The organism is Micromonospora sp. NPDC050187, from assembly GCF_044459745.1.
Lineage (GTDB): Bacteria > Actinomycetota > Actinomycetes > Mycobacteriales > Micromonosporaceae > Micromonospora.
Map to the genome: position 1 here is coordinate 480,358 of NZ_JBITJH010000002.1, position 25,760 is coordinate 506,117.

At 74.7% G+C, this 25,760-nt stretch carries 16 protein-coding genes; 5 read left to right on the plus strand and 11 right to left on the minus strand.

Translation table 11 applies throughout. The annotated features are described in order from the left end of the window. Positions 1-31: 31 nt before the first annotated feature. Genes ACIBJE_RS05310 through ACIBJE_RS05345 form a run of 8 tightly spaced genes read right to left on the minus strand, consistent with a single transcriptional unit; the run spans position 32 to position 17,648 of the window. Complete coding sequence (locus ACIBJE_RS05310) at positions 32-922, minus strand: 3-hydroxyacyl-CoA dehydrogenase family protein (RefSeq protein ID WP_396743150.1); 891 nt, start codon at positions 920-922, stop codon at positions 32-34. Continuing rightward, entirely contained in the window at positions 919-7,128 is a 6,210-nt protein-coding gene (locus ACIBJE_RS05315; protein WP_396743153.1) for an amino acid adenylation domain-containing protein, read from the minus strand. The genes ACIBJE_RS05310 and ACIBJE_RS05315 overlap by 4 nt, the downstream gene beginning before the upstream one ends. After that, positions 7,125-10,355: an amino acid adenylation domain-containing protein gene (locus tag ACIBJE_RS05320; RefSeq protein ID WP_396743156.1), complete on the minus strand. Its 3,231-nt coding sequence runs from the start codon at positions 10,353-10,355 to the stop codon at positions 7,125-7,127. Before ACIBJE_RS05320 ends, ACIBJE_RS05315 begins: the two co-directional genes overlap by 4 nt. Next, positions 10,342-14,070 carry an amino acid adenylation domain-containing protein gene (locus ACIBJE_RS05325; RefSeq protein ID WP_396743159.1) on the minus strand — a complete coding sequence of 1,243 codons (3,729 nt, stop codon included), beginning with the start codon at positions 14,068-14,070 and terminating at the stop codon, positions 10,342-10,344. The genes ACIBJE_RS05320 and ACIBJE_RS05325 overlap by 14 nt, the downstream gene beginning before the upstream one ends. Continuing rightward, a complete protein-coding gene (locus ACIBJE_RS05330) occupies positions 14,067-15,200 on the minus strand; it encodes an HAD-IIIC family phosphatase (protein ID WP_396743162.1) in 1,134 nt (377 codons plus the stop codon). The genes ACIBJE_RS05325 and ACIBJE_RS05330 overlap by 4 nt, the downstream gene beginning before the upstream one ends. Beyond that, a complete protein-coding gene (locus tag ACIBJE_RS05335) occupies positions 15,197-16,201 on the minus strand; it encodes a hypothetical protein (RefSeq protein ID WP_396743165.1) in 1,005 nt (334 codons plus the stop codon). The genes ACIBJE_RS05330 and ACIBJE_RS05335 overlap by 4 nt, the downstream gene beginning before the upstream one ends. Beyond that, a complete protein-coding gene (locus ACIBJE_RS05340) occupies positions 16,201-17,364 on the minus strand; it encodes an acyl-CoA dehydrogenase family protein (protein WP_396743168.1) in 1,164 nt (387 codons plus the stop codon). The genes ACIBJE_RS05335 and ACIBJE_RS05340 overlap by 1 nt, the downstream gene beginning before the upstream one ends. Then, on the minus strand, positions 17,361-17,648 hold the full coding sequence (locus ACIBJE_RS05345) for an acyl carrier protein (protein ID WP_396743171.1): 288 nt from the start codon (positions 17,646-17,648) through the stop codon (positions 17,361-17,363). The genes ACIBJE_RS05340 and ACIBJE_RS05345 overlap by 4 nt, the downstream gene beginning before the upstream one ends. A 536-nt stretch (positions 17,649-18,184) precedes the next feature. On the opposite strand from ACIBJE_RS05345, the gene ACIBJE_RS05350 reads away from it, so the two are divergent. The 5 genes from ACIBJE_RS05350 to ACIBJE_RS05370 are packed head-to-tail and all read left to right on the plus strand — an operon-like array spanning position 18,185 to position 22,395. After that, positions 18,185-19,186, plus strand: a complete 1,002-nt coding sequence (locus ACIBJE_RS05350) for a class I SAM-dependent methyltransferase (protein WP_396743174.1) — start codon at positions 18,185-18,187, stop codon at positions 19,184-19,186. Position 19,187: 1 nt separating this feature from the next. Beyond that, positions 19,188-19,901, plus strand: coding sequence for a 2-keto-4-pentenoate hydratase (locus tag ACIBJE_RS05355; RefSeq protein ID WP_396743177.1), 714 nt, complete (start codon positions 19,188-19,190; stop codon positions 19,899-19,901). After that, on the plus strand, positions 19,840-20,106 hold the full coding sequence (locus tag ACIBJE_RS05360; protein WP_396743180.1) for a 4-oxalocrotonate tautomerase family protein: 267 nt from the start codon (positions 19,840-19,842) through the stop codon (positions 20,104-20,106). The genes ACIBJE_RS05355 and ACIBJE_RS05360 overlap by 62 nt, the downstream gene beginning before the upstream one ends. Beyond that, complete coding sequence (locus ACIBJE_RS05365) at positions 20,103-20,918, plus strand: thioesterase II family protein (protein WP_396743183.1); 816 nt, start codon at positions 20,103-20,105, stop codon at positions 20,916-20,918. Before ACIBJE_RS05360 ends, ACIBJE_RS05365 begins: the two co-directional genes overlap by 4 nt. A 40-nt stretch (positions 20,919-20,958) precedes the next feature. Continuing rightward, on the plus strand, positions 20,959-22,395 hold the full coding sequence (locus ACIBJE_RS05370; protein ID WP_396743186.1) for an aldehyde dehydrogenase: 1,437 nt from the start codon (positions 20,959-20,961) through the stop codon (positions 22,393-22,395). 141 nt (positions 22,396-22,536) lie between these two features. Here the strand turns inward: ACIBJE_RS05370 and ACIBJE_RS05375 are convergent, their stop codons facing one another. From ACIBJE_RS05375 to ACIBJE_RS05385, 3 genes are read right to left on the minus strand one after another with little or no spacing between them, the layout of a single operon-like run. After that, positions 22,537-23,808, minus strand: coding sequence for an MGH1-like glycoside hydrolase domain-containing protein (locus tag ACIBJE_RS05375; protein WP_396743189.1), 1,272 nt, complete (start codon positions 23,806-23,808; stop codon positions 22,537-22,539). After that, positions 23,805-24,662, minus strand: a complete 858-nt coding sequence (locus ACIBJE_RS05380) for a sugar phosphate isomerase/epimerase family protein (RefSeq protein ID WP_396743191.1) — start codon at positions 24,660-24,662, stop codon at positions 23,805-23,807. Before ACIBJE_RS05380 ends, ACIBJE_RS05375 begins: the two co-directional genes overlap by 4 nt. Further along, a complete protein-coding gene (locus tag ACIBJE_RS05385; protein WP_396743194.1) occupies positions 24,662-25,699 on the minus strand; it encodes a zinc-binding alcohol dehydrogenase in 1,038 nt (345 codons plus the stop codon). The genes ACIBJE_RS05380 and ACIBJE_RS05385 overlap by 1 nt, the downstream gene beginning before the upstream one ends. Positions 25,700-25,760: the final 61 nt, after the last annotated feature.

Sequence of the window (25,760 nt, forward strand, 5' to 3'; positions counted from 1 at the left end):
CCGCACCGGTGACCGCCGCCGGGTGTGACGCTCATCCCGGGCGGCTGCCCGCAGCGGCCCGGTAGGTGTGGAAGCCCCGGCCGGACTTACGACCGTGGTGGCCGGCGTAGACGAGCTGCGCCAGCAGCGGGCAGGGTCGGAACTTCGGGTCGCGGTAGTGCTCGTAGAGCACGTCGAGGGAGTCCAGGATGACGTCCAGCCCGATCAGGTCGGCGGTCTCCAGCGGGCCCATCGGGTGACCGAAGCAGCGGCGGAAGACCTCGTCGACCTCGCGGGCCGGCGCGGTGCGTTCGTGCACGAGGAACGCGGCCTCGTTGACGGTGAGCATCAGCACCCGGTTGGAGACGAACCCGGCGGCGTCGGCCACCAGCACGCCGTTCTTGCCCATGGCGGCCAGCAGTTCCCGGGCCGCGGCGATGGTCTCGTCGCTGGTGTGCAGGGCCCGGATCACCTCGACGGTGTCCTTCAGCGGTGCCGGGTTCATGAAGTGCATGCCGAGCACCCGTTCCGGATGGCGGATCCAGCCGGCGATCCGGGTGATCGGGATGGCCGAGGTGTTCGACGCGATCACCGTGGTGACCGGGCAGGTGGCGTCCAGGATGCCCAGGATGTCCCGCTTCACCGGAACCCGTTCCGGGCCGCACTCGATGACGAACTCCGCGTCGGCCAGCGGTTCCGGGTCCGCGGTCCAGCACATCCGCTCGGCGGTCCCCGCCGGCTCGACGGGCGGACCGGGTCGCAGCAGCGCGCGGGTACGCAGTCCGGCCGCCAGCCGCGACCGGCCGTCGTCGAGGGCGCCGGGCATCGGGTCGTACACCACCACCCGGTAGCCCGCCTCGACGAGACACTGGGCGACGCCGGCTCCCATGGTGCCGGCGCCCACGATCCCCGCGGTCCTCTGCACGGCTGTCGGTGGGGTCACGACCGTTCCTGCCTTCCGGTGTCGGGGCCGGACAACCGTCCGGCCAGCGCGGCGGCCACCGCTTCCGGGTGGCCGGTGAGCACGGTGTGGTGGTTGCCGGGCACGTCGGCGACGCTGGTCCGGCCGTCCACCAGGGCGGTCAGCTCCGCCACGCCGGAGGGGTCCAGCCGGCCCTGCCGGGCCCGGAGCAGCAGCACGTCACCCCGGACCGGTTGCGGCCGCCACCGGCGGACGGCCTCGGCGTTGACCCGCAGCAGCCGCAGGAAACGGCCCAACTCGGCCGGTCCCATCCCGGCCGGCAGCAGGCCGACCCGGGCGGCGATCCGCAACGACTCGGCGACGGGTGGGCGGACCGGATCGGAGAGGCCGGCCAGTTCGTCGTCCGTCGCGAACGGGCGCACCCCGAGGAAGAGCAGCTCGGCGTCGTCGTCCGGGGCGGCCGGGGCCTCCTCGGTGAGGTCGGCGTCGATGAGCGCGAGCAGGTCCACCCGCTCCCCCTGCCGGGTGAGCTGCGTCGCCATCTCGAAGGCGACCAGTCCGCCGAACGACCAGCCGCCGATCCGGTACGGGCCGTGCGGCACCAGGGCGCGCAGCTGCGCCAGATACCGGGCGGCCATCTCGGGGACGGTCCGGTCGGGCTCGTGCCCCGGCCCGAGGCCGTGCGCCTGGAAGCCGTACAGCGGTTGCTCGGCGTCGAGGTGCCGGGTCAGCGGCTGGTAGCAGAGCACGTTGCCGCCGGAGGGGTGCACCAGGAACAGCGGGGTCCGGTTGCCCTCGGGCCGAATCGCCACCAGGCTGCGGTGCACGTACCGGTCGGCGTGGCGCAGCGCGTCGGCTAGCCCGGCCGGGGTGGCCCGCTCGAAGAGCACCGCCAGGGGCAGCCGGCTGCCGGTGACCGCCTCCAGCCGGCCGACCAGGTGGGCGGCGAGCAGCGAGTGGCCGCCCCGGTCGAAGAAGTTGTCGTCGACGCCGACGTCGTCGACCCCGAGCACCTCCGCGAAGAGACCGACCAGGGTCGCCGTCAGATCGTCGTGGACGGCGGCCGGAGCGGCGGCACGGGGCGGCGCCGGCAGGGCCCGCCGGTCGACCTTGCCGCTGGCCAGCAGCGGCAGCCGGGAAACCGGCACGGCGGTGGCCGGCACCAGGTGGCCGGGAAGCCGGTCGGCCAGCCAGGCCCGGATCTCCGGCCAGGCCGCACCGGGGTCGACCAGGTAGGCGACGAGTCGTTCACCGGCGTCGTCGCGGCGCAGGGCGACGGCGGCCTCCGGCACGGCGGGATGTTCCCGCAGGGCCGCCTCGATCTCCCCCAGCTCGATCCGGTATCCCCGGTGCTTGACCTGGTCGTCGGCGCGGCCGAGGAAGTCCAGCCGGCCCTCGGGCAGCAGCCGGACCCGGTCGCCGGTGCGGTACATCCGCTCGCCCTGACCGGTCGGGTCGACGACGAACCGCTGCGCGGTCAGCGCGGGCCGGCCGAGGTAGCCGTGGGCGACGTTCGCGCCGCAGACGTACAGCTCGCCGGGGACGCCCGGGGGCACCGGGCGGCCGGCGTCGTCGAGCACCCGCAGTCGGGTCCCGGGCAGCGGCCGGCCGATGGTGGGCCGGCGGCCGTCGGCGACGCACTCGGCCAGGGTGACCGAGACCGAACCCTCGGTGGGGCCGTACGCGTTGACCATGCGTCGTCCCGGGGCGAACCGGGCCACCAGGTCGGCGCTGAGCGGCTCGGCTCCCGCGACGAGCAGCCGCAGGTCGGGCAGCGGACCGTCGGGCAGGGACGCCAGCACCGACGGGGGCAGCAGGGTCGCGCCGACCCGGTGGGTGACCAGGAAGTCGGCCAGGTCCCGGCCGACCAGCAGCCGACCGGGCGGGGCGAGCACGACGGTGCCGCCCGCGGCCAGGGCGGTGAACAGCTCGTAGACGGCCGCGTCGAAGGTGCTGGAGGCGAACTGGAGCATCCGGGTGTCCCGGTCCAGGCCGAGCGCCGCGACGGTGCCCCGGACGAAGGTCACCGCGCCCGCGTGGGCCACCAGGACGGCCTTGGGCCGTCCGGTCGAGCCGGAGGTGTAGATCGCGTAGGCGGCATCGGTGGGGTGTTCCGGTCCCTCGGGGACACTCGGGTGCCCGTCGGCGACCGGCGGCGCGGCGAGGTCCTCCGGGCGGATCCGCGTCCCACGCCAGGCCGGCGGCACCGGCACCGGGTCGGCGGCGACCAGGGCGGCGGCGCCGGAGTCGGTGAGCTGGAAGGCGAGCCGGTCGGCGGGGTGGTCCGGGTCCAGGGGCAGGAACGCCGCACCGGCGGCCAGCACCCCGAGCATCGTGGTGACCAGGGTGACCGAGCGGGGCAGCGCGACGGCGACCAGGTCACCCCGGCCCACGCCACGTCGGCGCAGCTCGACGGCGGTCGCGGCGAACCGCTGGTGCAGTTCCCGGTAGGTCAGCGTGCCGTCGGCCGACTCCACGGCGGGATCGTCCGGTGTCGTCCGGGCCTGCCGGGCGACCAGCCCGTGCAGGGTCCGCGCCGGGTCGGCGACCTCGGGCAGGGCCGGTCCGCGCAGGTCGTCGGCCCCGAGCCGGTCGACCAGCGCCGCCCGGACCGGTGCCCGCGGGTCCCGGGTCAGCTCGTCGAGGATCCGCAGCAGGTGCCGGGCCATCTGCTCGACGGTGCTCCGGTCGAACAGCTCGGCGCTGTACTCGATGCCGGCGGGCAGGTCGGTGAAGCCCTCGCGGTCCCAGACGAAGAAGGTCAGGTCGAACTTGGCCATCCCCGGGGCGAGGCCGTTCGTGGCGGTGGTGCCGGGCACGTCGTCGTACATCCGCATCCGCAGGTCGGGCAGGCGGGTGCCGAGGGTGGGCAGGGTCTGGTGCACGTACATCACGTCGAACAGCGGGTTGCGGCCGCCGTCGCGGGCCGGCGCGAGGGCCTCCACGACCTTCTCGAACGGCACGTCGTCGTGTTCCAGCGCCTCCACCACCACCTGCCGGTTGCGGTGCAGCAGCTCGACGAAGGTCGGATCGCCGGAGAGGTCGCCGCGCAGCGCCACCGAGTTGTTGAAGAAGCCGACGACACCCCGGGTCTCCGGGCGGGACCGGCCGGCGGTGGGGGTGCCGACGACGACGTCCCGCTGCCCGCTGTACCGGGCCAGCAGCGCCTGGATCGCGCTGAGCACCACGGTGAACGTGGTGGTGGAGGTGTCCTGTCCCACCGTGCGCAGCCGATCGGCCAGGTCGGCCGGGATGGTGAACCGGATCAGGTCGCCGGTGAAGCTCCGGTTGGCCGGTCGGGGTCGGTCGGTGGGCAGGTCCAGCACCGGCGGGTCGGCCAGCCGTCCTCGCCAGTAGTCGAGTTCGGCGGCGAGCACCGTCCCGGTCATCCGGCGGCGCTGCCACGCCGCGTAGTCGCGGTAGCGGATCGGCAGCGGTTCCAGCCGGGCGACCCGCCCCTGCCGGCGGGCGGTGTACATGGCGGAGAGTTCGGTGTCGAGGATGGCCGGGCTCCACCCGTCGTCGACGGCGTGGTGCACGTTCATGACGAGCAGGTGCTCCTCGGCGGCGACGCGCACCAGCAGGGCCCGGAACAGCGGCCCGGCCGCCAGGTCGAACGGCACCAGGGCCTCGTCGGCCACCAGCGCCGCCGCGACGGCGTGCGGGTCCGGACGGTCGGTGAGGTCGACCTCCCGGAGCAGGCCGGGGATCCGCGCGTCGACGACCAGGTACGGCCGGCCGTCCCGGGTGGGCATCCGGGACCGGAGGGTCTCGTGCCGCTCGACGAAGTCGTCCAGGGCGGCCCGGAGCGCGGGCACGTCGAGCGGCCCGAGCAGTTCGAAGGTGGTCGGGATGTTGTAGAGCGGACTGTCCGGGGCGAGCTGGTGGTGGAACCAGAGCCGTTCCTGCCCGTACGACAGCACCAGCTCCCCGCTCGGGGTGATGACGTCGCCGGACTCCACCGCCGGCCGGGACCGTCGGCCGATCAGCTCGGCGAGATCCTCGGGACGGGGGCACTCGTAGAGGTCGAGCAGCTTGAGTCGGACGCCGGTGCGCCGGTCGATCCCGTCGATGATCTCCAGGGCGGTGATGGAGTTGCCGCCGAGGCCGAAGTAGTTGGCGTCGGCGGGGACGTCGGTGCGCAGCACCTCCGCCCAGACCTCCCGGACGACCGTCGCCACGTCCTCCAGCCCGGCGGGGGTCGGCTCCTCGCCGGGGGCCGCACCGGCCGGGACGGACTCGGCACGGCGCAGCCGGGCGGCGGGCAGCCAGCAGGGTTCCTCGTCGAACGGGTATCCGGGCAGGCTGAGCCGCCGGAACGACGCGTCCGGGCCGCAGGTGCGGTGGTGCACGGCCCAGTCGACCGCGACACCGTGCTGGTAGAGGTCGGCCACCGCGCGCAGCGCCCCGTCGGGGCCGGGTGACACCGACACGGTGACCACGTCGTCGCGTCCCCGGGTCAGTTCCCGGAGCGTGCCGAGCAGCTGCTCGCCGGAGCCGACGTCGACGAAGACCACCGGTCCGTCGGCGGTCAACTCCTCGACCAGTCGGGCCAACTCGACCGCGCTCGCGGTGTCCACCGTCCGGTCCGGACGCACGCCCAGCGACGTCAGGGCCGTCCCCGGTGGACCGTGGTGGACGCCGACGACGGTGGGCGCGGCCAGGGCCGGCGCGGCCGGCAGGGTGCGCAGCACCGACGCCCGCTCGGTGAGCTGGGCGGCCAGGCCGGCCCGGTCGGTGGCGAGGAACGCGGTGCGGTACGCCAGGTCGACCCGACCCTCGTTGAGGACGCGGGCCACGTCGGGCAGGGGCGCGTCGAGTTCGGCGACGGCGGCGCCGAGACGGTGGCAGTAGGCGGCGAGCGCGACCGGGCTGGCGGCGCTGACCGTCACCAGGCGCGGGGTGTCCACCCGGTGTGGGGTGTCCACCCGGTGTGGGGCGTCGTCGGTGCCGGGGGGCGACGGGTCCGCCTGCGCCGCCTCGGCGAGCACGCAGTGCGCGTTGACCCCGACCAGACTGACCGAGCTGACCCCACCGGCCCGGGCACCGCCGGCCGGGGCGGGCCAGGGGCGGGCGGTGGTGACCACCTCGACCCGGGCGGCGGCATGGTCCACCCCCGGCGGCGGCGCGGTGAAGTGCAGCGAGGGGTACAGCTCGCGGTGGTGCAGGCCGAGCATCACCTTGACCAGCCCGGCGATGCCGGCGGCATGGTCGACGTGCCCGATGTTGGTCTTGACCGAACCGATCGGGACCGGGGCGGTGGCATCCGGCCGGGCCAGGGCGATCCCCTCGATCTCCACCGCGTCGCCGAGGCGGGTGCCGGAGCCGTGCGCCTCCAGGTATCCCGCGTCGGCCGGGTCGAGGCCGGCCTCCTGCCACGCGGCGCGGATGGTCTCGGCCTGGGCGCGGGCGCTCGGGGCGGTCAACGTGGCCGACCGGGTGCCGTTGTGCCGCACCGCGCTGCCCCGGATCACCGCGTACACGTGGTCACCGGCGGCACGGGCCCGGGACAGGGTGGTCAACAGCAGGACCGCACCGCCCTCGCCGTCGCCGGTGCCGTCGGCGTCCCGGTCGAAGGCCCGGGACCGGGCGCCCGGCGACATGATCTCCGGGTAGCGTTCCAGGAACCCGTCGGTCGGGTGGGCGGTCTTCACGCTGAGACCGCCGGCCAGCGCGTACCGGGCCGCGCCGGTCCGCAGTTCCTGGCACGCCTGGTGGACGGCGACGAGCGAGCCGTTGCAGCCGGAGTTCACGGTGACCGAGGTCCCGGTGAGGCCGAGCAGGTAGGAGATCCGGCCGGCGACCGCCGCCGGGTTGCCGCCGAGCAGGTCGAGGGTGTCCGGGTCGGCCACCAGGTGGGCCCAGTCCGTGCTGGGCGCACTGAGGAAGACCGCGGTGGGCACCTCCCGCAGCGGCTCCGGCCGGTATCCGGCGTCCTCGACGGCGTGCCAGGCCAGTTGCAGGGTCAGCCGGTGGTGCGGGTCCATCGCCTCGGCCTCGCGGCGGGACAGGCCGAAGAACCGGTGGTCGAACAGGTCGATCCGGTCCAGGTACGCCGCCTGCGGGTAGCCCGCCGAGGGGTCGAGCCCGCAGGCGGTGACGCGTGGAGGCGGCAACGGTCGGACGCAGTCGCGTCCCTTGGCCAGGACCGACCGGAACCCGGCCAGGTCCGGCGCGTCGGGAAACCGCACGGCGGCTCCGATGATCGCGATGTCCTCCCCGGTCACGAGCGGTCTCCTCTCACGTCCGACGCCGCGGCCGCCGGGGCGACGGCCGGGCCGATCCGGTCCCGGAGCACCCGCGCCTGACGCCGCACGGTGCCCAGTTCGAGCAGTTCGGCCAGCCGGAGCCGGCCGGGCCAGGTCTTCTCGATCAGGTCGAAGAGCCGGGTGACCCGCAGCGAGTTGCCGCCGATGTCGAAGAAGTCGGCGCCGGTGGGCACGTCGGGCACCTCCAGCGCCTCGGCCCACAGCCGGGCGAGCTGCCGTTCCACCGGGGTCCGCGCGGCCCGGTCCACCGGTTCGACGGTCAGCCCGACCGGTGGCAGTGCGGCCCGGTCGACCTTCCCGTTGCCGGTCAGCGGCAGCCGGGGCAGCACCACGAAACCGGCCGGCACCATGTGGCCGGGCAGGATCGCGCGCAGGTGCTCGCGGACCGCGTCGGGGTCCGGTGGCGCGTCCGGGTCGGCCGGCACCAGGTAGCCGGCGAGCCCACGGCCGCCGGGCAGGTCGTCGCGGACGGTGACGACCGCTGCGGCGACCGCCGGGTGGCCGGCCAGTGCCGCCTCGACCTCGCCGGTCTCGATCCGGAACCCCCGGATCTTGACCTGCCGGTCGATCCGGCCGAGGAACTCGATCCGCCCGTCGGGCAGGAAACGGCCCAGGTCCCCGGTGCGGTACATCCGGCTGCCCGGCGGGCCGAACGGGTCCGGCCGGAACCGCCGCGCGGTCGCGGCCGGGCGGCCCCGGTAGCCACGGGCCAGGCCGGCACCGGCGATGACCACCTCGCCGGGCACCCCCACCGGGACCGGAACCAGCTCGGGTGAGAGCACGTACACCCGGGTGTTGGGCAGCGGCCGGCCGACCGGCACCGAGGGCGCGTCCGGGTCGACGTGGGTGACCCGCTCGCACGTCGCCATCAGCGTGCACTCGGTCGGGCCGTAGAGGTGGACGAAGGTGAACCGCTCGGGATCGCGCCGGGCGAGCAGCGCGGCGGCGTGCCGGGGCGACATGAGGTCGCCGCCGACGAGGACCCGCTCGACACCGTCGAGGAGTTCCGGTGCCCCGTCGAGGACCAACGGCAGCTGCGGCGAGACCAGTTGCACGACGGTCACCGGATTGCGGGTGATCCCCTCCCGCACCTGGTCGAGGAAGGGTTGGTCGGGGGCGGGGACGGCGAGCGCCCCGCCGTTGAGCAGCGGTGCCCACACCTCCGTGACGGAGGCGTCGAACGCCAGGGAGGCGAGGTGCAGCACCGTCTGACCGGGGCCGAAGTGGCCGTAGGTCACCTCGCGGACCCGGGCGACGAGGGCACGCTGGGCGACGGCGACCCCGTTGGGGGTGCCGGTGGAGCCGGACGTGTGGATGACGTAGGCCAGGCTCTCCGGGCCGCCACGGCGGGGCGGGTCGTCGGCCGGGAGCCGGTCGAGCCCGGCGGCCGGGTCGTCGAGCAGGAGCAGCCGTGCGCCACCGCCGGTGACCCGGTCGGCGTGCGCGAGGTCGGTGAGCACCACCGGCGCGGCCACGTCGTCGACGAGCGCGGCCAGCCGCCGGGGTGGGTGGCCGGGGTCCAGCGGCAGGTAGCCGCCGCCGGCCTTGAGCACGCCGAGCAGCGCGGCGACCGCGTCCACCGAGCGGGGCAGGCAGACGCCGACCACCACCTCCGGGCCGACGCCGAGGTCGGTCAGGGCGGCGGCGATCCGGTTGGCCCGCCGGTTCAGCTCCCGGTAGCTGGTCGCCACGCCACCGGTGTGGATCGCCGGGGCGTCGGGGGCACGGCGGACCTGCTCGGCGAAGAGTCCGGCGACGGTGGCCGAGTCGGGAAACGGCACGGCGGTGTCGTTCCAGGCGTCCAGGACCAGCGCGCGTTCCCCGGCGGTCAGCAGCGGCAGGGTGGCGACCGGCCGGTCCGGTTCCCGGGCGGCGGCGGCGAGCAGGGTGGTGTAGTGGCCGGCGAGCCGGGCCATCCGCTCGGCGTCGAAGATGTCCGCGCGGTACTCCAGCCGGCCGTCCAGCCGGGTGTCGGACTCCTCCACCGCGACGACCAGGTCGGTGCGGGCGAACGGGTACGCCAGGATCTCGGCGGTGGCGGTCAGGTCGCCGAACCGCCAACGACGGGTGCCGACCCGTTCGTGGGAGAACATCACCTGGAACAGCGGGGTGACCCCGGGTACGCCGGGCAGGTCCAGGGCGTCGACCACGTGCTCGAAGGGGACGGCCCCGTGGGCCATCGCCTCGCGGACCGCGCGGCCGGTGGCGATGAGCAGTTCGCGGGTGGTGGTGGATCCGGTGGCGGTCAGCCGTACGGCGACGGTGTTGAGCAGTGGCCCGAGCGTGCGGTGCAGGTCCGGGCTGTCGCGCAGGGTGACCGGCACGCCGACGCAGAGGTCCGGTTGCCGGGTGTAGCGGTGCAGCAGCGCCGCCAGCCCGCCGAGCAGCGTGCCGAACAGGCTCACGCCGCACGCCCGGCTCAGCTCGCGCAGTCGGGGCAGCAGCGGCGACCCGACGGCGAAGCGGTGCACCGCCGCCAGACCGGGCGCGGTGCGGGGCCGGGGTCGGTCGGTGGGCAGTTCCAGAACGGGCGGCACCCCGGCCAGGCGACGCCGCCAGTGGTCCAGGTCGGCGCGGGCGGCGGGTGAGCCGGCCAGGGCGAGCCGACGTTCGGTCCACTCGGCCAGCCCGACCCGGGGTTCCGGCACCGGGTCCGGGGTGCCGGCGACGGCGGCGGCGTATCCGGTAAGCAGTTCGTCGACGAGCTGCTCGACGGAGGAACCGTCGCAGACGGTGTGGTGGACGGTGAGGCAGAGTTCGTGGTGCCGGGTGTCCAGTCTCAGCAGCCGGGCCCGCAGGAGGGGCAGTTCGGTGGGGGCGAAGGGCCGGCGGTGCTGTGCGTCGGCCAGTTCCCGGGCCCGCTCCGCGCGCCGGTGCGGTGGCAGCTGGCGCAGGTCGGTGACGGGGACGGGGACGGTCGGGCCGGGTGGGTCGACGATCACCTGGTGCGGCCGGCCGTCCACGGTGTCGAACCCGGTGCGCAGCGCCTCGTGCCGGGCCACGCAGCGGCCGAGGGCGTTGCGCAGGGTGGGCACGTGCAGCGGGCCGCGCAGGTCGACCCGGACCGGCACCGGATAGACGGCGTGATCGTCGGCGAACCGTTCGGCCAGCCAGAGCCGCTCCTGCGCGGCGGTCGCCGGGAGCAGGCTGGCGTCCAGCTCGGTGAGCCGGTCAGCTTCGGACATCGGTACCACCTCGTCGTACTCGCAGGGTGGAGTCGGCGCCGACGACGGCCCGGACGCGGACCCGTCGGGCGGTCGGCGCCGCGGTGGGGGTGGCCGTGCCGGCACGGTCCGGGGCGGCCGGTTCCCCGGCGTCGACCAGGGCGGCGATCGTGGCGACCGTGGGGTCGAGCAGCACCTCCCGGGCCGGCAGCTCGACGGCGAACCGGTCGCGGACCATGCCGACGAGCCGGGCCAGCAGCAGCGAGTGGCCGCCCAGCTCGAAGAAGTCGACGCGGGTGCCGACCTCGTCGACGCCGAGGAGATCGGCGCAGAGGGCGGCGACCTGTCGCTCGGTGGCGGTCGCCGGACGGTCGACGGGTCGGTCCCGGCCGACCGGCCGGGTGGGGACGGCCACCAGCGCGGCAAAGTCGATCTTGCCGTTGGGGGTGAGCGGAGGGTGGTCCAGGACCGCGTACCGCACCGGGCAGACCGCCTGCGGCAGGGCACGGGCGGCGTGGGTCGCGACGGCCCGCAGGTCCGGGCTGGTCCCGGGTTCCCGGACCAGGTAGGCGGTGAGCCCCGCGCCCGGGCCGTCGGCGGCCACCGTGACCACGGCCCGACGCACCCCGGGGGCGGCGCCGAGCACCGCCTCGACCTCCTCCGGGTCCACCCGGATGCCGCGTATCTTGACCTGTCGGTCGACCCGCCCGAGCAGCACCAGTTGGCCGTCGGGCAGCAGCCGGCCCCGGTCCCCGGTGCGGTACATCCGGCGGCCCGGCGCGGGCGCGTACGGGTCGGGTCGGAACCGGTCGGCGGTGTGGCCGGGCCGGCCCCGGTAGCCCTGGGCGACCCCCGCCCCGCCGATCCACACCTCGCCGGGCTGGCCGACCGGAACCGGCCGCAGCCGGTGGTCGAGCACGTAGACGGACGTGTTGGGCATCGGGGGGCCGACCGGCCACCGGTACGCCCCCGCGCGTCCGGTCAGCTCGGGACCGGTGGTCGGCAGCGCGCCGATGGTGGAGTCCACGGTCGCCTCGGTGACGCCGTAGGTGTTGACCACCTCGGTCCCGGGCGACAGCAGCCGCAGCAGCAGGTGGTGGTCGGCTGCGGTCCACGGCTCCACCCCGAGGGCGACCAGCCGCATGCTGGGCAGGGGCGCGCCGTGGTCGAGCAGCGGACGCAGCACCGACGGGACGAACTCGGCGGTGGTGACCCGTTCCCGGCACAGCAGTTCGTGCAGGCGCACCGGGTCGACGACGTCCTCGTCGGGGACGATCACAAGCCGGGCACCGGAGCAGAGCGCGCGGACCAGCTCCCCGCTGAACACGTCGAAGGCGGGGCCGGCGAGCTGGGCGACCGCCGCGTCGGGCCCGAGGCGGTAGCGGCGGCGCCAGGCCAGGTGGGCGTTGACCACTGCCCGGTGGCTGACCGCGGTGCCCTTCGGGGTGCCGGTGGAGCCGGAGGTGAACAGCAGGTAGGCGGTGTTGTCCGGGCCGGCCAGGCCGGTCAGCTCCGGTGGCCGGTCGCGGCTCGCGGACCGGTCCGGGGCCGGGCGCCCTTGCGAGGCCGGTGGCCGGTCCGGAATCAGGCGCAGCAGTCGGCGGTCGGTGTCCGGCGTCCCGCCGGGGACGTCCTCCAGCGGTTCCGCGCCGTCGTCGTCGGCGAGCCGGGCGGCCAGGTGGGTCCGGGTCAGCAGCAGTCGCGCGTCACCGTCGCGCAGCATGGTCCGCCACCGCTGTCGCGGGTGCCGGGGCTCCAGGAGCAGGTACGCTCCGCCGGCCCTGAGGACGGCCAGCAGGTCGACGACCAGGTCGGCGGAGCGTTCGGCGAGCACCCCCACGGTGGTCTCCGGGCCGACCCCGGCGGCGCGCAGCCGTCCGGCCAGTTCCCCGGCCGCCCGGTCCAGCTCGGCGTAGGTCGTCCGGCGGCCCTGGTCGACCACCGCGACCGCGTCCGGTCGGCTTCGGGCGTGTTCCTCGACGAGTTCGTGCACGGTGCGCGCCGGCACGGTCAGGACCGGCCCGTGGGCGACCGACTCCCCGGCGCGGGAGGCGGCGAGGTCACGGACCGGTCGGGCGGGGTCGGCCACCACCTGGGCGAGCAGGGTGGTCAGGTCGTCGGCGAAGCGCCGCGCCCAGGTCGCCGAGTACCGGTCGGTGCGGTACTCCAGCGCACCCAGCAACGCCTCGCCGCTGTCCTCCACGGTCAGGGTGAGGTCGAACTTGGCCTCCCGTCCGGGGGTCTCGAAGCGGTGCAGGCCCACCGGGCCGCCGTCGAGGGCCCGGACCTCGACGCCGGGCAGCGACAGTTCGTCCGGGGGGAACGAGTGCAGGTCGAACATCACCTGGAACAGCGGGTTGCGGTCGGGGTCGCGGACCGCGCCAGCGGCCTCGATGACCGCGTTGAGCGGGACGTCCTGGTGCTCCAGCGCGCCGAGCACCCGGCGGCGCCCCTGCGCGAGCAGGTCGCGGAAGGTCGTGTCGGGCCCGAGCCGGGCGCGCAGCACGACGGTGTTGACGAACATGCCGATCAACTGGTGGAACGCCGGGCGGGGTCGGTGGGTCAGCGGGGTGCCGAGCAGCAGGTCGTCCTGGCCGGTGCGGTGGTGCAGGACGGTCGCGTAGGCGGTGGCCAGGGCGACGAAGAGGGTGACGCCGGTGGTGCGGCAGAGCTCCCGCATCCCGGCGGCCAGGCCGGGTTCCACGGTGAACCGCAGGAGTTCCCCCGGGCCGTCCGGCCCGGGGTCGCCCGGCAGGTCGCCCGGCACGTCGAGCACCGTCCGGGCGTCGGCGAGCTGGTCACGCCACCAGTCCAGGCGAACCCGCTGGTCCCGTCGCCAGGTGCTCGCCTGGAACTCGACGTACTCCCGGTAGCCGGGCTCGGTGCCGCCGGACCCGGGGGCGGGCACGCCGGCCGCCGCGCGGTAGCCGGTGCCGAGCGCCCGGAAGAGCAGACCGAGGGACCAGCCGTCGAAGGCGATGTGGTGGGCGGCCAGCAGCAGGACGTGCTCGTCGGCGGCGGTGCGCAGCAGCCGGGCCCGCAGCAGCCGGCCGGCGGTGAGGTCGAACGGGGTGTCCCGTTCGTCGCGTACCGCCGCCTCGATCTCGGCGTCCGGGTCGGCGGCGACGGACAGGTCGGTCACCGGCAGCGAGAAGCGCCACGGGGCGACCGGCACCGCGCGGGGCACGCCGTCGGCGTCGAGCCGGTAGCTGGTCCGCAGGGGCTCGTGGCGCTCGACGACGGCCTGGAACGCCGCGCGGAGGGCGTCGACGGAGAGATCACCGCGCAGCCGTACCCCGCCGGAGAAGACGTACCGCGTGGAGTGCGGCTGGGACCAGGCCAGGTACCACTGGGTCTGCTCGGCGTGCGACAGCGGACGGGCCGGGGCCGCCGACGACGACTCGGCGGGGGCGTCGTCGGCCGGCGGCACGGGGCCCACCTCGACGGACGGCGCGGTGCCGGGCGGATCGGCCGGGGCGGTGTCCCCGCCGGACAGTTCGGCGGCGAGGGCGGCGACCAGGGTGTCGATCCGGTCGTGTTCGAGCAGCAGCCAGGGCCGCACCGGGACGCCGAGACCGGTCTCCAGCCGCGCCGCCACCCGCATCGCGCGCATGGAGTTGATCCCGAGGTCGCGCAGCGAACGGTCGGCGGGGAGCTGCCCGGCGTCCGTCCGCAGCACCGCCGCCACGGCCGCGCGCACCCGGGTGGCCAGTTCGGTCGGGTCCAGGGGGCTCATCGGCGGCCCGCCGGTGGTGTCGGGTCGGCTTGGACCGCCGTCGGTGTCGGGTCGGCGGGAACCACGGCCGGGGCCCGCTCCGCGGCGTCGCCGTCGACGATGCGGACGTGGGCCGGAGCCGGGGCGGGCGTGGCGGCGGGGTCGACGGCGAGCAGCAGGACGCCGTCGCGCTCACCGGCCGGGGCGAGACCGGCGAAGCGCAGGTTCACCAGCATGATCCGGTTGACGCTGGACGGGATGAACTCCGCGCACGGCCGACGCCCGGCGGCCCGGGCCCGGGCGACGACGTGGTGCAGCAGGGCGCTGCCGGCTCCCCGGGAGACCACCCGGCAGGACATCAGCAGCAGGGTCAGGACGTGGTCCTCGCCGGTCAGCTCACTGACCGCCAGACCGATCGTGCCGTACGAGCCGTACCGGTCGGTCAGCGAGGCCACCAGGACCTCGTGCCGGGGGTCGACGCACAGCGCCCGCAACTCGTCCATCGAGTAGGTGCGCCCGGTGGTGTTGAGCTGGTGGGTGCGGACGGTCAGCTCCCGGGCCCGGTCCAGGTCCTCCTCGCGGGCCCGGCGCACGGTCATCACCAGGTCGAGCCCGGCGAGGAACTCGGTCCGGTGCGCGCCGGCCCGCTCCTCGTCGCCGCGACGGCGCTGTTCGGCCTGGTACATCGCCCGCCGCCGCCGCGACTCCCCGGTGAGCCGCTCGGGTGTGAACTCCGGCCGGTCCGGCAGGTCGGCGGCGGCGCTGTCCGGGTAGCAACGGACCATGGGCAGGGCGTCGGCCACCTCGTCGCGTTCGGACGGGTCGTTGTCCACGAAGGCGAAGGAGTCCGGGTTCAGGTTGAGCGCGGCGGCGGTCCGGGTCACCGCGACGGATTTCGCGTCCCAGCCGACCTCGATGTGGACGAAGTAGTCGAGCAGCCCCAGCTCCCGCAGGTGCGCGACGGCGCGGTCGTGGTCGCCGCGACTGGCGACGGCGTGCAGGATGCCCCGTCCGTCCAGCGTGCGCAGCGTGTCGACCACCTCTGCCCGGGGCCGGGGGACGTCCCCTTCGAGCAGCACGCCGTCCCAGAGTGTGTCGTCGAGGTCCCAGACCACGCACTTGACTCCGACGGGCTCGGTCGCTCCGCTCACCGTGGTGCTCCTTCCTTCCGGTCGTCGTCGGGCAGGTACTCGAACAGGGCCGAACTCCAGGCGGCCACCGGGCTGCTGTTCATCACCAGCACCCGGTCCCCGGCGCGCAGCGAGGACGTCGCCCCGGCCAGGTTGAGCAGCACGTCGGCGGAGCCGAGGTGGCCGTACTCGCGCAGGTTGCGGGCGCAGACCGGGAGCAGCTCGACGTCCAGGGCCTCCTGCCAGAAGGCGAACGCGCCGGCCGAGAGGTTCTGCATCACGTAGCGCACCTCGTCGGCCCGCAGCCCGTTGCGGGCCAGCAGCCCGGCGTTGAGGTCGGCCAGCCGGCGGCGGCTCTCCAGCGCCAGCCGGAAGGAGTAGGTGTGCGGGTCGGCGCACTCCTCCTGCCAGCGGGACGCGGGGCGGTCGCGGTAGCGGATCCGGAACAGGTCGGCGTACTCGCCGTTGCTGGTCAGGATCTGGTCGACCAGCCGGAAACCACCACTCGGGTACGACGTGACCAGCGCGGCCAGTCCACCGTCGCCGAGCACGGTCATCGGTGGGCGGTACCGGGCCGGGGTGGCCGTGCGGGCGCCCATGGCGACCAGCCCGGTGCGCCAGCCGGGGTTGGCGGCGAAGAGTCCGGAGCAGACCGCCAGGGCGGCCGAGGAGGAGACGCAGCCCAGTTCGCCGACGCCGAGGGTGACGGCGTGGGTGGCCCCGACCAGCCGTTGCACCCGGGTTGCCTCGCTGGAGAGCAGGTGTTCGGGAGCGCGACCCTGCACCAGCAGCAGCACGTCGACCTCGGCCGGGTCGGTGCCGGTCTCGGCGAGCGCGGCGGTGGCGGCCCCGGCGGCGAGCGCCACCTCGCCGAGGTCACCGGCGTCACGGACCCGCTCGACGCCCAACCGGAGCACGGCGGTCCGCTGCGCGGCATCGGCGGCGGCGAGTTCGGGGAGCCCGGCGACGGGGCACACGCGTTCGGGCAGGAAGGTGGCGACCCGGCGGATGTGCAGCGGCATCACCCGGCCCCCTGCCCGGCCGTCGCGGTGCCCGCCCAGCGGCGGAACTCGGCGTCGCAGACGTGGTCCTGGCAGACCTCGTCGGAGCCCTCGATGATCTGCATGATCTTGGCGTCCCGGAAGAACCGCTCGGCGGGGTGGCCCGGCGCGCAGCCGCCCGCGCCGAGCACCTGCACCGCGTCCCGGGTGACCCGCGCCGCCGCGCCGGCCGCGACGTACTTCGCCAGCATGGTCCGGTCCGGGCGGGGCCGGGTCTGCCGCCACCGCGCGGCGTCCTCGCAGACCAGGCGGGCGGAGGTGACCGCGGCGACCATGTCGGTGACCAGGCGGCGGACCAGCTGCCGGTCGGCGAGCACGCCGGTGCCGGTACGCCGGGAGACCGCGTGCCGGGCGCTGAGCTCCAGGCATGCCTCGGCCATGCCCACGCAGCCCCAGGCGACGCTGAAGCGGCCGTGGTCCAGCGCGGCGGCCACCACGTGGGTCAGCCCGCTCCCGGCCCGGGCCAGCTGGTTACCGGCCGGCACCACGACCCCGTCCAGCGTGACGTCGGCCAGCATGGCGGCGCGCAGGCCGAGCTGTCCCCGGACCGGGTGGACGGTCAGGCCCGGGGTGTCCCGGGGCACGAGCACGGCGGTGGGACCGGCGTCGGAGACGCCCAGCACGAGGAAGACCCCCGCCAGCTCACCGAAGGTCACCCAGCGCTTCCGGCCGCTGATCCGCAGGCCGGCCGGGGTGTGGTCGATCCGGGTGCGGACGCCCGCCAGGTCACTGCCCGAGGTGTCCTCGGTGGCGGCGAGCGCGGCGAGGACCGTGCCGTCGGCGAGCCGGGGCAGCCAGGTGTCGCGTTGGGACGCGTCGCCGCGCCGGGCGACCACGTCGGCCACCATGGACTGCACGGTGACGAGGCTGCGCACCGAACTGCACACCGCGCCGATCCCGGCACAGAGCCGGCCGAAGGTCAACGCGTCCAGTTCGGCGCCGCCGTGGGCGGCCGGGACGGCGGCACCGAGCCATCCGTTGCGGCGTACCGCGTCGAGGACCTCGGTGGGCAGCCGACCGGCCCGGTCCCACTCCCCCGCGTCCGGCCGGTACCGCTGGCTGAACTCGGCCAGCCCCGGCACGGGTTCCGTGCGGGCGGGGGCGGTCCGGACGCCGCCGGTCACGGGCGGGGCTCCGGGGCGTCGGTGCGGCTGCGCCGCTTGGCGTCGACCAGGTCGGTCATGCTGGCGATACTGCGAAAGTTGGCCAGGTCCAGGTCCTCGATTTCGAGGACGACAGCAAAGGTGCGTTCGATGAACGTCACCAGTTCGAGGGCGAACAGGGAGTTCACGTAGCCCAGGGTGAAGATGTCGTCCGTGCGACCGAGACTCCGGTCGCCGAATTCCGTTTCGAGGTAGTCACGGATGACCGGCTCCGGGTCGTGCTGACCGGCGACTTGCTCGTCCAATTCGAGTGACAAGGTAGTCCCCAAACACGCGAGGCAACAATTAAGGATGACCCCCTCCATTGGTACACGCAGATTCGACACGAAAACAGCATTGACTTTCACCTATCCCACTGGTACGATTCCGTAACATTGATATTCACCTTTACTGAATGGCTTGTTGAAATTTCGTTAAGTCACTTCGCCAGCCGCCGGCAATCCGGACGGCAAGCGCCCCCGACCATCCGGACCCACCCACTTCCACCTCGAATGACCAGCGCATAACCCCCACCGCCACAGCCTGCGGTGGGGGTTCGCGCGGTATCGGACGACCCGGGTGCCCGGCGGACGGAATGCGCCCCACCGCCACTTCCCCACCCCTGCACAAAACCCCGAACAACCTGCGGTCGACGACGGCCGGGTTTACTGGTGTGCGACGCGGCGTTCAGTGGCACGATATTGTCGATCGATCGATGACGGTGATAGCTTCGGGCCTTGCCCGCAACGGCGACGACTCACACCGCGCCGACAGGCCGCAACCGATTTTCCGGAGGCCGATAATGGTCCTGAGCAACCTGACACCCACGTCAACCCCGCATGCCCGTCCCGCGTTCGACGTGTTCCAGGGTTTCGCGTTGTGCGCCGTCCTGTCGTCGCTGGAGACCACGGGCGCGCTGGACGTTATCGTCCGTGACGGCAGCTGGGACGGTCTGGCCGCCCACGGCGAGGAACTGCTCTCCACCGAACTGCTGCGCTATCTCACCGAACGGGGCATGCTGCACCACCGCGACGGCCGGTACGAGCTGACTCCGCTCGCCGAGGCCATCCGGGCGGACATCGGCTACCTGGTCTGGCTCTGCGGAGGCTACGGCGTCCCGCTGCGGTCCGTGGGGGACCTTCTCACCGGCGCTCTCCGCTACGGCGGTGACATCGGGCGGGACGGGCGCGGGGTCGCCGTGGGCTCGGCGATCGTCGGCGCGCGGGACCTCGTCCCGCCGGCCCGGGAGTTGCTGGCCGGGGTCGGCGTCGACCACGTCGTCGACCTCGGCTGCGGCAACGCGCGGTTCCTGCTGGCGGTCTGCCGGGCGGCGGATGCCGGCGGACTCGGCCTCGACGTGAACGCCGACGCCTGCGCCGAGGCCCGACGCGAGATCGACGCGGCCGGCGTCGGCGACCGGGTCGCGGTCCGGTGCGCCGACGCCGGGGCCCTCGACGGCATCCCGGAGCTGGCCCGCACCGACCTGGTCATCGCGTTCTTCCTGCTGCACGAGATCCTCGCCGACGGGCGTCCGGCACTGGTCGACTACCTGCGGGACCTGGCCGGCCGGTTGCCCAACGGCGCGCACCTGCTGGTCGCCGAGGTCTCACCCGACCCGGCCCGGCCTACCGGCGGCCACCTGTTCAACCCCGAGTTCACGCTGGTGCACGCGATGATGCGGCAACGGCTGATGGACGAGTCCGGCTGGCGGGAGACCTTCGCCGCCGGCGGTTTCGACCTGGTGCGCGCGGTCCACCCCCGGATGCCCGGCAGCCTGCTCATGCTGGCCCGGAAGGGAGCCTGAGGTGGTCACCGGGGACGTCACCGCCCTGCGCGAGGCGGTCCGCGCCGCCCGCGCCGACCACCGTCCCACGGTCGGCAACCGGTTCGGTACGGTGCCGCTGGCCGACGCCTACCGGATCCAGGCCGACCTGTTCGGCGCACCTGCGGCCTGGAAACTCGGCCTGCTCAGTCCCGCCAAGCAGCGGCAGATGGGGCTGACCGAACCCATCTACGGACGGGTTCCCGGGCCCCGGCTGCGCACCGGCCCGATCCGGCTGGCCGAGTTCCTCCAGCCCCGGGTCGAACCGGAACTGGCCGCCGTGCTCGGCGCGGACATCCCGGCGGGAGCGTCACCGGCACAGGCCGAGGACGCGGTCAGCCACCTGGTGCTGGCCCTCGACGTCCTGGACAGCGCCTGGCGGGACTACCGGTTCTGCGCCGCCGAGGTGGTCGCCGACAACTCCTCCGGTGGCGCGGCGGTCCTGGCCGCCGATCCCGTCGACGAGCGGACCGGGTCCCTGCGACTCACCCTGGACGGCACCACGCTGGCCGAGGGCGACCTGGCCGACCTGGCCCCGCCCGCGCCGCAGCTCGCCTGGCTGGCCGGGCAGGTCGGTGGCCTGCCCGCCGGCAGCCGGGTGCTGCTCGGTTCACCCGCCGCCTCGGTGCCGGCCCGTGCGGGCTCGCTGGTGGTGCACGGCGGCGGCCGCACCCTCACCGTCGCGATCGAACCCTGACCGGAGGTCACCGATGCCGTTCATCCAGGTCACCATGGCCACCGGCCGGACCGCCCAGCAGAAGCGGGACCTGCTCGCCGCCCTGGCCGACGCGGTCACCGCCAGCCTCGGCACCCCCCGCGAGGCGGTGCGCGCGTGGATCGTCGAGGTCGACCCGGGCGAGGTCATCGCCGGTGGCGTCATCCTCGCCGACCGGACGTCATGACCGGGAACCGCTGGTGGCAGATCCCGGTGGCCCGGCCCGACGCGCCGGTCCGGCTGATCTGCCTGCCGCACGCCGGTGGCGGACCGGCCGGCTACGCGCACTGGGCGGGACGGATCACCGGGATGGAGGTCACGCTGGTCCGGCCTCCGGGCCGGGAGGCCCGCTACGCCGAGCCCCCGTACACGCGGATCGGGCCGCTCGTGACCGACCTCGCCACGGCGCTGCGCCCCCTGCTCGACGGCCGGTACGTGCTCTACGGGCACAGCCTCGGCGCGCTGGTCGGCTACGAACTGCTCCAGCACCTCCGCGAGTCGGGCGAACGGCTGCCGGACCGCCTGGTCGTCTCCGGGGCCGAGGCGCCGGACGTCGGCCGCCGAGCCGGTCACCTCCTGCACCACCTGCCCGACGACGCGCTGATCGACCGGGCCGCCGAACTCGGCGGCACCCCGCCGGCCCTGCTGGCCAACCGGGACCTCCTGCGGCTGCTGCTGCCCACCCTCCGCGCCGACCTGGAGGTCGCCGAGACCTACCGGTGGACCGCCCGGCCCGCCCTGCCGGTGCCGATCCACGCCTTTCACGGCCGACGCGACCCGCTGGTGACGGAGGGGGCGGCGGCCCGGTGGCAGGCGCACACCGACTCGACGTTCGACCTGACCGCGCTGCCCGGCGGGCACTTCCTCGACGCGGCGGAGGAGTCCGTGCTGCTCACGGCGATCGACCGGCCCGTTGCCGCTGGCGCGGGCCGGCCCCCGGCCCTCCGGGGCGACGCCGGGGCGGACGGCGCGAGGACCGGCCGGAGGGCCGGGAGCTGAACACCGACGACCACCGCGTACACCGACGGAAGGAGACATCGTGGCAGACGCGTTCGTCGCGCACGTCATCGACGGGGAACTGGTCGAGTCCGTCCGGAGCGACCGCTTCGAGTCGGTGGACCCGTGGACCCGAACCCCGTGGACCGAGGTCGCCCTCGGCGGCCACGCCGACGTCGACCGGGCCGTACGGGCGGCCCGCGTCGCGGCCGACCGGGGGCCCTGGCCACGGATGGGGCACACCGAGCGCGGTCGGCTGCTGCACCGCCTGGCCGACCTGATCGTCGCCAACGACGACCTGCTCGCGCGCACCGACAGCACCGACATGGGGCGACCGGTCAGTCAGGCCCTCGCCCGGGACGTTCCCCGGGCGGCGGCGAACTTCCGGTTCTTCGCCGACCACGCCCGGCTCACCCCGGCCGAGGCGCTCCCCTCCGACCACGGTCACCACGCCTACACCCGCCACGAGCCGGCCGGCGTGGTCGCCGCGATCGCACCGTGGAACCTCCCGTTGATGCTCGCCTCCTGGAAGATCGCGCCCGCCCTGGCCTGGGGCAACACGGTGGTGCTCAAGCCCGCCGAGCAGAGCCCGGCGTCGGCGACGATCCTCGCCCGGCTGGCCCTGGAGGCCGGGATACCGCCCGGGGTGCTCAACGTCGTGCACGGCTACGGGACCGACGGCGCCGGCCAGGCCCTCACCGAGCATCCGGGCATCGACCGGATCACCTTCACCGGCGAGTCGGCCACCGGACGGGCGGTCTCCGCCGCCGCCGCCCGTGGCCTCGTCCCGGTCAGCCTGGAACTGGGGGGCAAGAACCCCGCGCTGGTCTTCGCGGACGCCGACCTGGACCTCGCCGTACGGACGGCCGCCGAGGGGGCCTTCGGCAACGCCGGCCAGATGTGCCTCTCCGGTAGCCGGATCTTCGTGGCACGCGCGGTGTACGGGGAGTTCGTCGAGCGGCTGCACGCCGCCGGCCGGGCGATGACCGCCGGCGACCCCGGCGATCCGGCCACCGAGATCGGACCACTCGCCTCCGCCGAACACCACCGGAAGGTCAGCGACCACCTGACCCGGGCCCGCGCGGACGGGTGCCGGGTGTACGGCGGGGACGGTTCCGGCTGGCTCGTCCGGCCCGCCGTGCTCACCGACGTGCCCCGGGCCGCTCCGGTGCAGACCCGGGAGGTCTTCGGGCCGGTGGCCACGGTGACGCCGTTCGACCACGAGGACGAGGCCGTCCAACTCGCCAACGACACGCCCTTCGGCCTCAGCGCCACGGTGTGCACCACCGACCTGTCCCGCGCCCACCGGGTCGCCGCACGGCTGCGCGCCGGCACCGTCTGGGTCAACTGCTTCTTCGTCCGGGACCTGCGGGCGCCCTTCGGCGGGGTCGGCGCCTCCGGGGTGGGCCGGGAGGGCGGTCTGTTCAGTCGGGACTTCTTCACCGAGCCCAAGGCCGTGGTGGTCGATGTGCCCGCCTGACCCGCGCGGCCCGTCGGACGACGAGGTACGCCCCGGAGATCGACCCCCAGCATGGAAGAGCCGGTAGGTGTCGGTGTCGGGGACGTCGCCGGAGGTGTCGGTCCGCAGCAGGGTGCCCCTCGCCGAGCAGTTCCCGGAAGGTCACGACGCCGTCCGCAGCAGGTCCAGGACGACGGCCGCGGTCCAACTGAAGTCGGTCGCCCCCCGCCCCTCGCCGCTGATCGGATGCAGGTACTCGCGGAAGCCCGCCCGCCGGGCGGCGGTGAGCGTGGCGTCGCGCAGCCGTTCGGCGTGGTCGAGTTCGCCGTGCAGGGTCAGTCCGTGCCAGACCAGCCAGGTGGTGTTGAACCAGCCGGGGCCGCGCCAGTACCGGTCCGGGTCGAAGGCCGGGCCGGTCAGGTCGTAGCTGGGCGGCAGGGCGGTCCGCCCGAGCCGGAAGTGGTCGCCCAGCGCGGACTTCACCAGTGCCGGAGCCACCGGCAGATCCGCCACGACCAGCGGGGTGAGGCCGGCGACCGTGCGCTGCCGGTCGAGCCGGTGGTCGTGCACATCGTAGGCGTGGCAGAACTCGTCGGCGAAGAGCCGGGCGACGAGGGCCGCGCCGGTGCGGGCCGCCGCCTCGCGATGCGGTCGCGGGTCCGCGCCGATCTCGGCGGCGATGTCGGCGAGCGCGGACTCCGACGCGGCGTACAGGGCGTTGACCATGGGGTCGAGCAGCACGAACCGCGCGTCGGCGAGGCGGTCGGCGTAGCCGGAGTCCCGGTAGTCGCGGGCCAGCCGGACGTAACGGCCGTAGTCGGTGTCGGTCGGGCGTTCGGCGGCCTGCACGTGGTGCAGGTCGCGGCGGCGGAACGCGTCGGTCGGGGTCGGTTCCACCCGGCGCAGCGCGTCGTCCCAGGCCGGGCTGTTGTCCATGCCGGACTCCCACGGATGGACGATCGCGACGAGGTCGTCCACCCCCCGGCGGGTCGCGAGATAGCGGTGCCAGGCCGCCAGCCTCGGGTACAGGCGGGGCAGGAAGCCGCGACGCCGGGCCTGCGCCGGGTCCGCGCGGAAGGTCAGCCACGCCGCGAGGGCGTGCACCGGTGGTTGGACGAGCCCGGAGGTGGCGACCGCCGGGCTCGCCGGGTGGGCGGTGGAGCGCCAGAAGTCCGGCCCGGGGAAGTAGCCCTCCGGTGGGGCGGCGCGGTCGAAGACGATGTGCGGCACCCGGCCGTCGGCCCACTGGGCACCGAAGAGGCTCTCCAGTTCCCGCTGGGCGCGGCGGGTCGACACGTGCCGGAGTCCGATCGCGACGAACGCCGAGTCCCAGCTCCACTGGTGCGGGTAGAGGGCCCGCGAGGGCACCGTGTAGGCACCCGTCCAGTTGGCCAGGAGCACGTCCACCGCGGCCCGGTCGAGGGCGGTGTTCACCGCTGCCTGCGCAGGAAGGGCGGGATGGAGGCGACGGCCACGTCCGGCTCCCCCCGCAGGCGGCACTCGACCGCCAGGTAGCCCTGGTAACCGCCGGCGTCCAGGGCACCCAGCACGGCCGGCCAGTCGAGGTGGCCGGCACCCGGTTGGAACCGGTTGGAGTCGCTGACCTGCACGTGCCCGAGGTAGCCGGCAGCGGCCCGCACCGCAGCGGCGGGGTCGTCCTCCTCGATGTTCATGTGGTACGTGTCGGCGACCACCCGGAGCGCGTCGATGCCGGCCGTCTTCACCAGGTCGACCGCCTGGTCGAGCCGGTTGACCATGTGGTCCTCGTACCGGTTGAGCGGTTCGAGATACAGTTCGACGCCCTCGGCCGCGGCGTGCGTGCCGAGTTCGGTCAGCCCGTCGAGGAGCACCTCGCGGTCGGCGGCCTCGGCGCGGGGCGGCTCGAACGGGGGCAGCCGCCGGGAGAACATGCCGTACGACGCGGGCGTCATCGCCCCCCGGCCGCCGATCTCGGCGATCACGGACAGCTGGGACTTCATCTGGTCGATGGCGTCACGGCGCAGGTCGGGGTCGAACGCGCCGAAGAAGTGCGGCATGTCGACGCAGACGGTCGGCATGACGATCCCGTTGGCGGCGGCCCGGCGCAGCTCCGGCAGCCGGTCCCGGAACGCGAACCCGGCCTTGCCGCGCAGCTCGATCGCGTCGTAGCCGGCGGCCAGGGCGAACTCCCACTTCCGTTCGAGGGTGTCGCCGGGGAGCAGCTGCTCCTGGCAGGCGATGCGGAGTGCGGTCGGACCGTTCGCCGCCACCGGATCGGGGCGGGGGGCGGAGGTGGCGGGCTGGGACATCAGGTGAACTCCAACATCACTTGCAGCGCCTCGGCCGGACGCTGGTCGAGCAGGTCGTAGGCTTCGGCGGCGTGCTCCGCCGGGATGACGTGGCTGACCAGCGGGCCCACGTCGACGGTCTTGGCGGCGAGCTGGGCCAGGAAGACGTGTTGCAGGCGGTCCTGGCTCCACCGGGGCGCGAGGTGTGGGGGCACGCCGCCGATCTGCGAGCAGACGAGCTGCACCCGGTTGTGGTGGAACTCCTCGCCGAGGCGCAGCCCGAGGCCCTCCCCCTGGTAGAAGCCGGAGGCGACGACCCGTCCGCCGACGGCGACGGACCTGATCGCCTCGTGCAGCGCGCGGTAGGAGCCGCTGATGTCGACCGCCGTGTCGGCGCCGAGCCCACCGGTCCGGTTCCGGATCTCCTCCGCGGCGCCGTCGGGGGCCAACGCGACGTCCGCGCCGAAGGCCAGCGCCGACTCGCGACGCGCCGGCAGCGCGTCCACGGCGACGACGGTGGCGCCGTTGAGGGCGGCGAGCCGGGTGGTGAGCAGGCCGAGCACGCCCTGCCCGAAGACGGCGACGGTCTCGCCCAGGTGGACGTCGGCGGCGAGCACCGCGTTGAGGGCGATGGCACCGACCCGGGTGAAGGAGGCCGCGATCGGGTCCACCCCGGCCGGCACCTCGTGCCCGACGATCCGCTCGGCGGGCAGCACCGCCTCGCTGCGGTGACCCCAGATGCCCCAGACGTACGTTCCGATCCCGGGCGTTCCGCAGGGCGCGTCGGCGGCGATCTCGACGACCTGGCCGACCTCGGAGTAGCCCCAGCCGGCGACCGGGTACTCCAGCCCCCCGGTGCCCTCGGCGAACAGCCGACGCTGCGGGTCCCAGACGCGGGTCAGGTAGGGGTTGGTGCCACGGTAGGCGGTCAGCTCGGTGCCGGCCGAGATGCCCGAGTAGCGGGTGCGGACCCGGACGTGTCCGGGCGGCAGCGGTGTCACCTCACGGGAGATCACCTCGACCCGTCGCGGCGCGGAGAACTGCACGACGACTTCCACTGACGCCTCCATTTTGCCGGTGGTGCGGAGACCATAGTGGAACTTTCGTCCGGTGTGTAGA